12 protein-coding genes are annotated in these 13,279 nt (G+C 73.2%); 6 read left to right on the top strand and 6 right to left on the bottom strand.

Going from position 1 to position 13,279, the window contains the following annotated elements; translation table 11 throughout:
- Positions 1-9 precede the first annotated feature (9 nt).
- Genes pstC through pstB form a run of 3 tightly spaced genes read left to right on the top strand, consistent with a single transcriptional unit; the run spans position 10 to position 2,980 of the window.
- A complete protein-coding gene (gene pstC / locus ACVCAH_RS01485) occupies positions 10-1,101 on the top strand; it encodes a phosphate ABC transporter permease subunit PstC (protein ID WP_447134198.1) in 1,092 nt (363 codons plus the stop codon).
- Positions 1,098-2,183 (top strand): phosphate ABC transporter permease PstA, encoded by a 1,086-nt coding sequence (gene pstA, locus ACVCAH_RS01480; RefSeq protein ID WP_447134197.1) that lies wholly within the window; start codon positions 1,098-1,100, stop codon positions 2,181-2,183. The genes pstC and pstA overlap by 4 nt, the downstream gene beginning before the upstream one ends.
- A gap of 20 nt (positions 2,184-2,203) precedes the next feature.
- Complete coding sequence (pstB, locus tag ACVCAH_RS01475; protein ID WP_447134196.1) at positions 2,204-2,980, top strand: phosphate ABC transporter ATP-binding protein PstB; 777 nt, start codon at positions 2,204-2,206, stop codon at positions 2,978-2,980.
- A gap of 91 nt (positions 2,981-3,071) precedes the next feature.
- On the opposite strand, the gene ACVCAH_RS01470 is transcribed toward pstB, so the two are convergent.
- Positions 3,072-3,905, bottom strand: coding sequence for an NUDIX hydrolase (locus ACVCAH_RS01470; RefSeq protein ID WP_447134195.1), 834 nt, complete (start codon positions 3,903-3,905; stop codon positions 3,072-3,074).
- Positions 3,906-3,976: 71 nt separating this feature from the next.
- Between ACVCAH_RS01470 and ACVCAH_RS01465 the strand changes: the two genes are divergently transcribed.
- Positions 3,977-4,945, top strand: coding sequence for a Gfo/Idh/MocA family protein (locus ACVCAH_RS01465; protein WP_447134194.1), 969 nt, complete (start codon positions 3,977-3,979; stop codon positions 4,943-4,945).
- Positions 4,946-5,033: 88 nt separating this feature from the next.
- Here the strand turns inward: ACVCAH_RS01465 and ACVCAH_RS01460 are convergent, their stop codons facing one another.
- The 3 genes from ACVCAH_RS01460 to ACVCAH_RS01450 all read right to left on the bottom strand — a co-directional run bounded on the left by ACVCAH_RS01460 (position 5,034) and on the right by ACVCAH_RS01450 (position 7,740).
- On the bottom strand, positions 5,034-6,038 hold the full coding sequence (locus tag ACVCAH_RS01460; RefSeq protein WP_447134193.1) for an anion permease: 1,005 nt from the start codon (positions 6,036-6,038) through the stop codon (positions 5,034-5,036).
- Positions 6,039-6,042: 4 nt separating this feature from the next.
- Complete coding sequence (locus ACVCAH_RS01455; protein WP_088996260.1) at positions 6,043-6,669, bottom strand: DUF47 domain-containing protein; 627 nt, start codon at positions 6,667-6,669, stop codon at positions 6,043-6,045.
- 129 nt (positions 6,670-6,798) lie between these two features.
- On the bottom strand, positions 6,799-7,740 hold the full coding sequence (locus ACVCAH_RS01450) for a PPK2 family polyphosphate kinase (RefSeq protein WP_447134192.1): 942 nt from the start codon (positions 7,738-7,740) through the stop codon (positions 6,799-6,801).
- 207 nt (positions 7,741-7,947) lie between these two features.
- Here ACVCAH_RS01450 and sigJ point away from each other — a divergent pair, with 207 nt between their 5' ends.
- A complete protein-coding gene (gene sigJ, locus ACVCAH_RS01445) occupies positions 7,948-8,913 on the top strand; it encodes an RNA polymerase sigma factor SigJ (protein WP_447134355.1) in 966 nt (321 codons plus the stop codon).
- 67 nt (positions 8,914-8,980) lie between these two features.
- Here the strand turns inward: sigJ and ACVCAH_RS01440 are convergent, their stop codons facing one another.
- Positions 8,981-9,487 (bottom strand): DUF402 domain-containing protein, encoded by a 507-nt coding sequence (locus ACVCAH_RS01440; protein WP_447134191.1) that lies wholly within the window; start codon positions 9,485-9,487, stop codon positions 8,981-8,983.
- Between the two features lie 227 nt (positions 9,488-9,714).
- Between ACVCAH_RS01440 and ACVCAH_RS01435 the strand changes: the two genes are divergently transcribed.
- Positions 9,715-11,814, top strand: a complete 2,100-nt coding sequence (locus ACVCAH_RS01435; protein ID WP_447134354.1) for an ATP-dependent DNA helicase — start codon at positions 9,715-9,717, stop codon at positions 11,812-11,814.
- A gap of 140 nt (positions 11,815-11,954) precedes the next feature.
- On the opposite strand, the gene ACVCAH_RS01430 is transcribed toward ACVCAH_RS01435, so the two are convergent.
- Positions 11,955-13,259, bottom strand: a complete 1,305-nt coding sequence (locus ACVCAH_RS01430; protein ID WP_447134190.1) for an AI-2E family transporter — start codon at positions 13,257-13,259, stop codon at positions 11,955-11,957.
- Positions 13,260-13,279: the final 20 nt, after the last annotated feature.

The following is a 13,279-nucleotide window of genomic DNA, read 5'->3' as shown; positions in this document are numbered from 1 at the left end:
AGCGAGCAGATGGGTGACACCCCTCACCGCTCGGCCAACGCCGGCACCGGCGGGACCCACGTGACCGAGAGTCACGAGTGGCCCGCCGGTGCCTCGGCGCGTGTGGCCGAGGCACCAGTCAGCACCCGTATCCCGGGCGGCACCGGGCTGGGCGGCGGCGGCGCGCTGCCGCGGGCCCGGGCGTTCGGCGCCGAGCGGGCGTTCCGCGGCCTCACCCTGGCCGCCGGCACCGCCGTGTTGGTGATCATCGCGGCGATCGCGGTCTTCCTGATCGCCAAGGCGGTGCCGGCGCTGGGCGCCAACACCGAGAACTTCTGGACCTACGAGGGCTGGTCACCCAACGACGCGCAGCCGAAGTTCGGCATCGGCACGCTCGCCTTCGGCACCGTGCTGAGTTCGGCGCTGGCCCTGCTGATGGCGGTGCCGGTGGCCCTGGGCATCGCGCTCTACCTTTCGCACTACGCGCCACGCCGGCTGGGCACCGCGCTCGGCTTCCTGATCGACCTGCTCGCCGCGGTGCCGAGCGTCGTCTTCGGCCTCTGGGGCCGGGACTACTTCTCCGGCCCGGTACGGGACCTCTCGGTCTGGCTGAACGAGTACTTCGGCTGGATCCCGCTCTTCGGCGGCGAAGGCCCGTTCGGCGCCTCGATCCTGCTCGGCGCCGTGGTCCTGGCGATCATGGTGCTGCCGATCATCACCTCGCTCTCCCGCGAGGTGTTCCTGCAGACCCCGACCGCCAACGAGGAGGCCGCGCTCGCCCTGGGCGCGACCCGTTGGGAGATGATCCGCACGGCCGTGCTGCCGTACGGGCGGCCGGGCATCATCGCCGCGGTCATGCTCGGCCTGGGCCGGGCGCTCGGCGAGACCATCGCCCTGGCGATGACCCTCGGCATCACCTTCGGCATCTCGTTCAACCTCATCGAGAACGGCGGCAACACCATCGCCGCCAACATCGCCAACGCGTTCGGCGAGGCGAACGACACCGGTCGGGGCGCCCTGATCGCGTCCGGCCTGGTCCTCTTCGCCATCACGCTGATCGTCAACATCACCGCGCGGGCGATCATCCACCGCCGCCGAGAGTTCACGGAGTCGGCCGCATGAGCACCCTCACCACGCACCGTCCCCGCCCGCCGGCCCAGCCGGCCACGCTGCGGGCGAAGCGGCTGCCCCGGTACGCCCCGCCGGCCCTGGCCCTGGCCGCCCTGCTGGTCGCCGCTGCGATCGTCTACGGCGCCGGCATCGGCGGCCCGGTCCTGGTCGTAGTGATCGGCGCGCTGCTCTACCTGGGCGGGCTCTTCGCCGCCGCGAACACGGTGGAGGGGCGCCGGTCGGCCCGCGACCGCACCTGGAGCGCGCTGATCCACTCGGCGTTCGTGCTGGCCGTCCTGCCGCTGGCCTCGGTGGTCTGGACGCTGCTCAGCAAGGGCGCCGAGCGGCTGGACGGCAACTTCTTCCTCACCTCGATGAACAACATCGGCGCCCGGGACCCGGAGGGTGGGGCGTACCACGCGATCGTGGGGACGTTGCTGCAGGTCGGCATCGCCACCCTGATCACCGTGCCGCTCGGCGTCCTCTGCGCCATCTACGTGGTCGAGTACGGCCGCGGCCGGTTCGCCTTCACCATCCGGTTCTTCGTGGACGTGATGACCGGCATCCCGTCCATCGTCGCCGGCCTGTTCGTGCTGGCGTTCTGGGTGCTGGTCGTCTCGCCGGTGTTCAACGACGGCCGGCCCGGCTTCTCCGGTTTCGCCGCCGCGCTCGCGCTGAGCGTGCTGATGCTGCCGACCGTGGTCCGCTCCACCGAGGAGATGCTGCGCCTCGTCCCGGCGCCGCTGCGCGAGGGGGCGTACGCCCTCGGCGTCCCGAAGTGGAAGACCATCCTGCGGGTCGTGCTGCCGACCGCGCTGCCCGGCATCGTCACCGGCGTGATGCTCGCCATCGCCCGCGCGGCCGGCGAGACCGCGCCGGTGCTGCTGGTCGCCGGCGGTGGCGCGGCGATCAACTTCAACCCGTTCGAGAACAACCAGTCGTCGCTGGCCCTCTTCGTCTACCAGCAGGCCGGCGACGCGTCCCGGTACGCGCCGGCCCGGGCGTGGACCGCGGCACTCACCCTGGTCGCCCTCGTGCTGATCCTGACGATCGCGGCGAAGCTGCTGGCCCGTCGCAACCGGCTCGGCCGATGAACCCCGGAGGTACCACCACCATGGCCAAGCGCATCGAAGCCTCGAACGTCTCCGCCTACTACGGCGGCTTCAAGGCGATCGAGAACATCAGCCTGACCGTCGAGCCGAAGACGGTCACCGCCCTGATCGGCCCGTCCGGCTGCGGCAAGTCCACCTTCCTGCGGTCGATCAACCGGATGCACGAGGTGCTCCCCGGCGCCCGGGTCGAGGGCAGCCTGACCATCGACGACCAGGACATCTATCAGCGGGACGTGGACGTCACCGCAGTCCGGCGCATGATCGGGATGGTCTTCCAGCGCCCCAACCCGTTCCCCACCATGAGCATCTTCGACAACGTGGTGGCCGGGTTGCGGCTCAACGGGGTGCGGAAGAAGTCGATCCTGGAGGAGGCGGCCGAGCGGGCGCTCCGCTCGGCGAACCTCTGGGACGAGGTGAAGGACCGGCTCGGCAAGCCCGGCGCCGGCCTCTCCGGCGGTCAGCAGCAGCGGCTCTGCATCGCCCGGACCATCGCGGTCGAGCCGCAGGTGGTCCTCATGGACGAGCCCTGCTCGGCGCTCGACCCGATCTCCACGCTGGCCATCGAGGACCTGATGTTCCAGCTCAAGGACAAGTTCACCATCATCATCGTCACGCACAACATGCAGCAGGCCGCCCGCGTCTCCGACCGGACCGCCTTCTTCTCGATCGAGAAGACCGGCGACCCCGGCCGCCTCATCGAGTACGACAACACCCAGAAGATCTTCAGCAACCCGAGCGTCAAGAAGACCGAGGACTACATCACCGGCCGCTTCGGCTGACACCCCCGCCGTCGGCTGTAGCACCCGCTCGAACAGTGAAAGAGTGGCCATTCCGCGGGGAATGGCCACTCTTTCACTGTTTGAGCGCGGCTCAGGCGAGGACGAAGCGGGGTTCGCCGTCCTCGGGCAGGTCGAGGCGGGGGGTGACCGGGGTGGCGGCGTCCCGGGTGGCGGCCGCGCGGACCACCCCGTCCAGGTCTCCGGCGTCGGCCACCTGGGCGAGGGTGACCAGGGTGGGCGGGAGCATGGTCAGCTCGCCCGCCTCGGCCCGGGCGCGGGCGTCCGCCGGGCGGACCCAGAGCGTCCGGTCGGCCTCGCCGGAGACGTCCCGGGTCCGCTGCCCCTCCGGCAGCAGGGCCACGAAGAAGTACGTGTCGAAGCGGCGCGGCTCGAACTCCGGGGTGATCCACCGGCTCCACGGCAGCAGCAGGTCCGAGCGGAGCGTCAACTGGCGGTCGGCGAGCAGGTCGGCGAAGCCGACCCGGCGCTGCTCCAGGGCGACCCGGGCGGCCTCCCAGTCGTCGCCGCTGACGTCCCCCACCACGGTCGCCGGGTCGGGGCCGGCGAGCAGCACGCCGGCCTCCTCGAAGACCTCCCGGGCCGCGGCGCAGACCACCGCCTGGGCGGCCGCCGGGGCCAGGCCGAGTCGTTCGCCCCAGCGGGCCGGGGCGGGGCCGGCCCAGCCCGGGTGCGCCTGGGAGTCGGAGGGGTCGACCCCGCCGCCCGGGAAGGCGTACATGCCGCCGAAGGCCATCGCGGCCACCCGGCGGATCAGGTAGACCTCGAAGCCGGCGTCGGCCGGGCGGAGCAGCAGCACAGTGGCCGCGACCCGGGGCACCGCCGGGGTGCCGCCCTCGGCGCGGAACCGGCGGGCGTGCTCCACCAGCGCCGGCGGGGCGGCGAAGCCGTCGCTGTCGATCGTCATGCGGCGAGCCTAGTTCCCACTCGGCGGATGACCTGCGCCCCGGTCCGTTGATCTTCGCTAGCGTTGCCGGCATGACACGTTGGGGCATCCTGGCCACCGGCCACATCGCCGGCCGCTTCGCCGAAGACCTCCGCCTGGTGCCGGGGGCGGAACTGGTCGCGGTCGGTTCGCGTACCGCCGAGAGCGCGGAGCGGTTCGCCCGCCGGCACGGCGTGCCGCGCGCGTACGCCTCCTGGCAGGAACTGGCCGCGGACGCCGACCTGGACGTGGTCTACGTGGCGACCCCGCACGCCGCGCACCATGAGGCGGCGCTGACCTGCCTCGGCGCCGGCCGGGCGGTGCTGCTGGAGAAGCCGTTCACTCTCGACCTGGCGACCAGCACCGAACTGGTCGACACGGCCCGGGCGGCCGGGGTCTTCCTGATGGAGGCCATGTGGATGCGGACGAACCCGATCGTCCGCCGGGTCTGCGAGCTGGTCGCCGACGGCGCGATCGGCACGGTGACCAGCGTGCAGGCCGACTTCGGAGTGGCCGGGCCGTTCCCGCCCGAGCACCGGATGCGGGCCCGCACCCTCGGCGGCGGCGCGCTGCTGGACCTCGGCGTCTATCCGCTGAGCCTGGCCCACCTGCTGCTCGGCGTGCCGCAGCACGTGCGGGCCTGGGCGAAGCTCAGCCCGGAGGGGGTGGACGAGAACACCGACATCGTGCTCGGCTACGACTCGGGCGCGGTCGCCACGCTGAGCTGCGGCATGGTCGGGGTCACCCCGCTGGCCGCCGCGATCACCGGCACCACCGGGCGTTTCGACCTGCCCGAGCCGTTCTACCGGCCCGGGTCGGTGACCCTGCACCGGGCCGGCGCGGAGCCGGAGACCATCCCGGCGGAACTGGCCGGCGGCGGCTACCAGCACGAGGCGATCGAGGTGCAGCGCTGCCTGGCCGAGGGGCTGCTGGAGAGCCCGCTGGTGCCGCACTCGGCCACCCTCGAGGTGATGGCCCTGCTGGACACGATCCGGGCCCAGATCGGCGTCGACTACGCCTGAGCCGGACGGACCGGCCGGCTCCGCTCGAACGGGCCGGAAGAACGCGGAGGGGCCCCGCCGTGCGGCGGGGCCCCTCGACGTCGGCCGGTCAGCTGAACAGCGGGCGGGCCAGCAGGTACATGAGCGCGCCGATGGTGCCGGCGGCCGGGAAGGTCAGGATCCACGCGCCGATGATGTTGCCCGCCACGCCCCAGCGCACGGCGGAGAGTCGCTTGGTCGCGCCCACACCCATGATCGCGGAGGTGATGGTGTGGGTGGTCGAGATCGGGGCACCCAGCACCAGCGCGTTGAAGTAGAGCACCGAGCTGGCCACGGTCTCGGCCGCGAAGCCCTCCGGCGGCCGCAGGTCGATGATCTTCCGGCCCAGGGTCCGGATGATCCGCCAGCCACCGGCGTAGGTGCCGGCGGCCAGCACCGCCGCCGAGGTCCAGAACGCCCACTCCGGGATGTGGGTCGCGCTGTCCTGGTAGCCGCCGACGTAGAGGGCGAGCACCACGATGCCGATGGTCTTGGCGGCGTCCTGCATGCCGTGGCCGACCGACATGGCCGCCGCGGACGCGGTCTGCGCCCAGCGGAAGCCCCGGTTGAGCTTGCCCGGATGCCCCTTCCGGAAGATCCACTGCACCGCGATCATCACGATGTAGCCGAGCAGGAAGCCGACCATCGGCGAGAGCACCATCGGGATGATGACGCTCTCCCCGATGCCGGTCCAGAGCACCGTGCCGGAGGCTGCGATGGTCGAGCCGACCAGGCCGCCGATCAGCGCGTGCGACGACGAGGACGGCAGGCCGAAGTACCAGGTGATCAGGTTCCAGACGATGGCGCCGATCACGCCGGCGAAGACGATGCCGAGGCTCGCCGTGCCGGTGGGCAGCTTCACCAGCCCGCTGCCGACGGTCTTGGCCACCTCGGCGCCGAAGTGCGCGCCGATGAAGTTGCCGATGGCCGCCATGGCCAGGGCCACCCGGGGTGTCAGCGCCCGGGTGGAGATGCTGGTCGCGATCGCGTTGGCAGCGTCGTGGAAGCCGTTGGTGTAGTCGAACGCCAGGGCCACCGCGATCACCGCCAGCACGGCGATGAGTTCGGGACTCACAGGATCAGGACTCCTTGACCGCGATGGTCTCGACGGTGTTGGCCACGTGCTCGAAGGCGTCGCAGGCGGCCTCCAGCTCGTCGGCGACCTCCTTCATCTTCAACACGGTCAGCGCGTCGTACTCGCCGGAGAAGAGCCGGACCAGCAGCATCCGGTACGCCTGGTCGCCGTCGTTCTCCAGCCGGTTGCACTCGATCCAGTAGTCCTCGAGGTCCTTCATCGACTTCAGCCGGGGCATCGCCTCGGCGGTCAGCTTCGCCTGCTGGTCGAGGACGTTGACCAGCTCGTGCATCTCGCGGGGCAGCGAGGGCAGCTTGGTCAGCCCGTAGAGGTAGAGCAGGTTGCCGACCGCCTCGAGGTGGTCCATCACGTCGTCCAGCAGCGAGCCGAGCCGGTAGATGTCCTCCCGGTCGAACGGCGTGATGAAGGTGGAGTTGATCTTCTTGTACAGCTCGTGGGTGATCTGGTCGCTGTCGTGCTCCACCTCGGTGAGCCGTTCGCTGACCGACTGCACCTCGACCCCGGGCAGAGCCAGCTCGTTGAGCAGCTCGGTACCCCGCACCAGGTTCTGCGCGGCCCTGGTGAAGAGCTCGTAGAAAGCGCCCTCGTTCGGGCGGAAGGAAAACTTCACAGCACGGACCTCGTCGTGTCGGTGGAAGGGTGGCGGCCGCCCCGAGGGGTGCCCGCCTGGGAATGCTAGGAAACGGCAGAACCGCGAATGCGTCGGCCCACCCCCGGCCAGGCCGCATTCATCGTTCGTTCACCTGCCGTTCACCTGCGGCGATCCCTCAGATCCCAGCAGCCGCTCCCGTTCGTGCCGCACGTCGAAACCGGCTGGCGGATACCCGAGTTGGAGTGTGTCGAACGTCTCCCGGAGCAGGTGCGCCAACGCCCAGTCCCGGTACCACTTGCGATCGGCCGGCACCACGTACCAGGGGGCCGCGGCCGTGCCGCAGCGGCTCAACGCCTCGGCGTACGCGGCCTGGTAGTCGTCCCAACGGGCTCGGGCGTCGACGTCGGCCGGGTTGTACTTCCAGTGCTTGCGCGGGTCGGCGAGCCGGTCCAGCAGCCGCTCACCCTGCTCCGCGTACGAGATGTGCAGCATCACCTTGACCAGGGTCACCCCGGCACCGGGCTGCTCCCGCTCGAAGGCGTTGATCTCGTCGTACCGGGCCTGCCAGACCGGCTCCGGCACCAGCGACTCCACCCGGGCGACCAGCACGTCCTCGTAGTGCGAACGGTTGAAGATCCCCACGTACCCGGGCGGCGGCAGCGCGCGGCGGATCCGCCACAGGAAGTCGTGCCGCAACTCCTCGGCGGTGGGTGGGCCGAAGGAGCGGATGTGCAGGCCCAGCGGGTTCATCGCGCCGGCGACCCGCTTGATCGCGCCGTCCTTGCCGCCGCAGTCCATCGCCTGGAGCACCAGCAGCACCCGGTGCCCGGCGCCCGCCGGCCGGACCGTGGCGTCGGCGAAGAGCATCTCCTGCTGCCGGCCCAGCTCCGCACCGACCAGCTCGACCTGGCCCCGGGCCCAGCCCTTGCGGTGCTCGCCGGTCACCTCCGGCCCGGGCAGTCCCGGGGTGGACCGCGGATCGACCGACCCCAGCTCGACCGGACCGCCCGGCGCCACCCGCAGCAGCTGCCGCATCCCGCCGCCCCGCGGCGCGACGACCTCACCCTCCACATCCACACCCGCGCTCATCCCCGGATCATCACCCACCTCCGCCACCACCGCCCGCCGAGCCGCGTCCAGCTCGTGGACCAGCCGGCTACGGTGGGCGGAACAAGCCGGTTCGCAACCTTCGCGGGGCAGCCCGACCGGACCTGCTCGACGGGCGCGTGACGCTCGGGGTGGATGGCGCGGAAGAATGTGCGGCGGTCGGCGGGGACGGTCCGGGAGGGGGCGCGGGTGCGGGATCTGGCGACGGAGTTCGAAGCCGAACGGGGGCGGCTGCTGGCGGTCGCGTACCGGATGCTGGGCAGCCGCAGCGAGGCCGAGGACGCCGTGCAGGAGACCTGGCTGCGGTACGCGGGCGCGCTCGCCGATCCGGCCGCCCGCGCCGAGATCGGGCACCTCGGCGCCTGGCTGACCACCACCTGCGCCCGGATCTGCCTCGACGTGCTCCGCTCCGCCCGGGTCCGCCGGGAGGCGTACCCCGGCCAGTGGCTGCCGGAGCCGGTGGTGACCCCGCTCGACCAGGGGCCGAGCGCCGACGGTTACGCGCCGGACCCGGCCGAGCGGGCGGTCCGCACCGACCAGGTCGGCACCGCCCTGATGGTGGTGCTGGAGCGGCTCGGGCCGGAGCAGCGGGTCGCCTTCGTGCTGCACGACGTCTTCGCCCTGCCGTTCGCCCGGGTCGCCGAGGTGCTCGGCATCACCGAGGTGGCGGCCCGCCAGCTGGCGTCCCGGGCCCGACGCGCGGTCAACGCGCCGGACGCGCCCCGGCACACGGCGGACTCCGCCGAGCAGCGGCGGGTGCTCGCCGCGTTCGTGGCCGCCGCCGAGTCGGGTGAGCTGGCCGAGCTGGTCAAGGTGCTCGCCCCGGACGTGGTGCTGATCGGCGACAGCGGCGGGCAATTCCCGGCGGCCCGCCGTCCGGTCGTCGGCGCGGACGCGGTGGCCCGGTTCACCCGGGGCCTCTTCGGCCGCGCCGGCCGCTACGCCGGCACCCTGCGGGCCCGCCCGGTGCTGGTCGACGGGGCGCTCGGGTTGCAGATGGAGACCGTGTACTCCGACGGCCGGCCGCTGCGGCTGGTGGTCGCGCTGGCCGTGCACGAGGGCCGGGTGACCGGGATCTTCCACCAGCTCAACCCGGAGAAGGTGGCCGACCTGCCGCCGCTCGGCCCGGACGACACCTGGCCGCCCCGCTGGTGACGCCGGTCGCCCGGCTGGTCACGGCGGCCCCGGCTGGCGCCGCCGGGCGGCGCGGGGGCCGCCCGGCTCAGACCACCAGGGCCAACCACTTCCGGTACGAGGTGGCGAACGGCTCGGTGCCGTCGCCGAGCGCGCCGAAGAGCCAGCGGGCAGCGGCCTCCGCCTCGGCGACCACGTCGTCCGGGTAGCCGAACCGGGCCCGGTGCTCGGCGAACTCGTCCTCGTCGCGGAGCTCGACCGCCCCGGTGGCGCGTCGGCGCACCACGTCCAGGTCGAGGTCGATCAGGTGGACGGTGTCGTCGTTCTCCCAGCGGGCCGGGCTGGCGATGTCGCAGTAGACCTCGCTGGTCCGCGGAGGCGGGTTGAACATGCCGGTCCACCAGGCGTGGTGCGGCACCAGGAGCACGAACGGGATCTGCTCCACCGACGGCCGGCCGTGGTAGACGGACTTCGTGCCGGCGGTCACCCCGAGCCAGACGCCGAGGTCGTCCTCGGTCAGCCGACGGGCCGGGTAGTCGCGGTGGGCGCTGCCGTCGTACTTGCGGTAGATCACGCGGACCACGTCGCTCGGCATGAGTCGCACCCTAACCGATACCGCCCAGGCGTCGCCGCACGGGAAGTAACCGGACGCCCCCGGAGAGTCCGTACCGTTACCACGCCACGGGGCGGATCCCCCCGGCCGCTGTCGGCGCGGACCGGTACCGTCGCACGGTGACCCCGCCCCGCACCGCCGCCGGTTCCGCCGTACCGTCGACCCGCGCCGGCGGCCGGCGCCGGAGCGAGCGGCCGAGCGCCGCGGAGCTGCTCGCCGCCGCGGTGGGCGCGGTCCCCGGCGGGGCCGCCCGACCCGGCCAGCAGCAGATGGCGGCGGCGATCGAGGAGTGCGTCGAGGCCCGCGAACACCTGCTGGTGCAGGCCGGCACCGGCACCGGCAAGTCGCTGGCCTACCTGACGCCGGCGCTCACCGTGGACGGGCCCGTGGTGGTCTCCACCGCCACCCTGGCGTTGCAGTCCCAGCTGGTCGACCACGACCTGCCCCGGCTGGCGGACGCGGTCACCCCGCTGCTCGGCCGGCGGCCCACCTTCGCGGTGCTCAAGGGCCGGCACCACTACCTCTGCCTGGCCCGGCTGGACAACTCCACCGAGGAGGAGCCGGAGGACACCCTCTTCGACGCCCCGGCGCCGCGCCCCGGGGGCGGCGGCACCAGGTGGCTCGGCGAGGCGGGGCGGCTGGGCAAGCAGATCCAGCGCCTGCGCGACTGGGCGACGGAGACCGACACGGGTGACCGGGACGAGCTGGACCCGGGCGTCGACGACCAGGCCTGGCGGCTGGTCTCGATGCCGGCCCGGGAGTGCGTCGGGGCGTCCCGCTGCCCGTTCGGCACCGAGTGTTTCGCCGAGGCGTCCCGGGTCCGCGCCCGGGAGGCGGACATCGTGGTCACCAACCACAGCCTGCTCGCGGTGGACATGCTCGCCGGCCGGCAGATCGTGCCGCCGCACAAGCTGCTCGTCGTCGACGAGGCGCACGAGCTGGCCGACCGGGTCTCCTCGGCGGCCCAGGCCGAGCTGGTGCCGGAGCTGATCGACCGGTCCACCCGGCGGGCCCGTCCACTGCTGCGGCCGGAGACCGCCGACGCGCTCACCGCGGCCGGCGACGCCCTGGCGGTGGGGCTCGCCGAGGCTCCCGCCGGGCGGATCACCACCGGCCTGCCCGGCCCGCTGCGCGAGGCGTGCACCCTGCTCGACTCGGCCACCCGCGCGGCGCTCGACGCGATCGGCGACATCAAGGCCGACGACCCCGATCCGGTGCGCAAGCAGCAGGCCAAGGCCGTGCTCGACGAGCTCAACGGCACGGCACAGCGGCTGCTGGAGGAGGCCGACCACGACGTCGCCTGGGTGGAGAAGAACGACAACAGCGGCCGCCGCGCGCTGGTGGTCGCGCCCCTCTCGGTCGCCGGCACCCTCGCCACCCACCTGTACGAGGACCGCACCGTGGTCGCCACCTCGGCGACGCTGGCGCTGGGCGGCCGGTTCGACACGGTGGCCCGGGCGCTGGGGCTGGACGCCCCGCCGGCGTCGCCACCGTCACCGGCCGCCGCGGCCCTCGCCGCCTCGACCGGACGCTCCGGCCGGGAGGCCGCCACCGGCGGCGCGGCGGGCGGCGGGCCGGCCCGGTCGGGGGCGCCTGCGCAGGCGGCGGAGGCCGCGAGCGGCGCGGTGGCCGGCGGGCCGGGCTGGCGGGCGTTGGACGTCGGTTCGCCGTTCGACTACGCCCGGCAGGGCATCCTCTACGTCGCCGCGCACCTGCCCCGGCCCAGCGTCTCCGGCCTGCCCGACGCGGCCGGCGAGGAACTGCTCACGCTGGTCGGCGCGCTCGGCGGCCGTACGCTCGGGCTCTTCTCCTCGCGCCGGGCCGCGCAGCAGGCGGCGGAGCTGGTGCGGGCGCGGACCGACCTGCCGGTGCTGTTGCAGGGCGAGGAGGCGCTGCCGCTGCTGGTCCGCCGGTTCCGCGAGGAGCGCTCCAGCTGCCTGTTCGGGGTGATGTCGCTCTGGCAGGGGGTGGACGTGCCGGGCGACGCGTGCCAGCTGGTGGTCATCGACCGGCTGCCCTTCCCCCGCCCCGACGAGCCGCTGGCCGCCGCCCGGGCCGCCGCCGTGGACGCCAACGGCGGGTCCGGGTTCGCCGCGGTCAGCGTGCCGATCGCCGCGGTCCGGCTGGCGCAGGGCGTGGGCCGGCTGATCCGGGCGCACGGCGACCGGGGCGTGGTGGCGGTGCTCGACTCCCGGCTGGAGACGGCCCGCGGCTACGGCCCGTTCCTGCGCCGCTCGCTCCCGCCGTTCTGGTACACCACCCGTTCCGACGTCGCCCGCGGCGCCCTCGAACGCCTCGCCAAGTCCTGACCCACCCCGCCCCCGCGCCGCTCTCAAGATCCGCGCAACTGCAGGGAAAGAGTGGTCTCCCGCGCCCGGGAGACCACTCTTTCCGTGAAACTGTGCGGATCCTGCGGAGCGGCGGCGCGCGGGCGGGGCGCGGCGGGCGGTCAGGGGGCCTGGGAGGCGACGACCACGGCGTCGGGCGGGGTGTCCGGGACGGTACGGGCGGCGAGCCGGCGGACCGCGGTGTTCAGCACGGCGATCAGCGGCACCGAGACGAGTGCCCCGGTGATCCCGGCGAGGACCACCCCGGCGGCGATGCCGATGATCACCGCGAGCGGGTGGATGGCCACCGCCCGGCCCATGATCAGCGGCTGGAGCACGTGCCCCTCCAACTGCTGCACCCCGATCACCGCACCCAGGATGATCAGCGCGGTCACCGGGCCGCTGTCGACGAGCGCGACCAGCACCGCGACGCCGCCGGAGAGGGTGGCGCCGACGATCGGGATGAACGCCCCGAGGAAAACCAGCGCGGCGAGCGGGAAGGCGAACGGGATGTCGAAGATGACCAGGAAGATGCCGATGCCGACGGCGTCGATGAAGGCGACCAGCACGGTCGCCCTGACGTAGGCGACCAGCGTCCCCCAGGCCGCCCGGCCGGCGTCGTCGACCTTCCAGCGCGCCGCCACCGGCAGCAACCGGACCAGGAAACGCCAGATCTTGTTGCCGTCACGGAGGAAGAAGAAGGTCGCGAAGAGCACCAGCAGGGTGCCGGTGAGCACCTCGGCCAGGGTGGCCGCGGTGGAGAGCGCACCGCTGGTGAACTTCTCCGTGTTGTTGTTGATCCACTGCTGCCCCTCGTCGATGTAGCGGTCGAGTTGACCGTCGGAGAGGTGCAGCGGGCCGGTCTTCAGCCAGTTCTGGATCTGCCGGACCCCCTGCGAGGACTTCTCGCTGAGTTCCGGCACGCCCTGGATGAACTCGTTCACCACCAGAGTCAGCGTGCCGATCACCGCGGCCAGGCCGCCGACCAGCACCACCGCGGTCGCCAGCGACCGGGGCAGCCGGGCCCTCAGCAGCCAGCCGACCGCGGGCGCGAGGAGCGCGGAGAGCAGCAGCGCGACGGCGAGCGGGATGATCACGATCCGGATGGTGCCGACGATCTTCAGCAGCGCCCAGGCCACGGCGCCGATCACGATCAGCCGCCAGGACCAGGCGGCGGCGATCCGCAGCGCGTGCGGTACGTCGGCGTCGTCCCGGCTGGAGGTGGAGGTGTGCAGGGCGGACGGCGGATCCGCCCCGACCACCGTCGCCGACGCCGGGGCGGCCGGTCCCGGCGTGGCCGGGGTGGCCACCTCGGCCGGTTCGGGAACCGCCGCGGACCTGGTCCCGCCGGAGCGCACCGATTCTCGTCCCGACTCGTACGCGCGGCGGAGCCGTCCGCGTACCCGCTCGAAGCGGCTCAAGCGCACCTCCTGACATCAGAACCGGC

Source organism: Micromonospora sp. LZ34, assembly GCF_052981855.1.
Note: the sequence above shows the minus strand (reverse complement) of the source record. Positions and strands in the feature narration are given on the sequence as shown.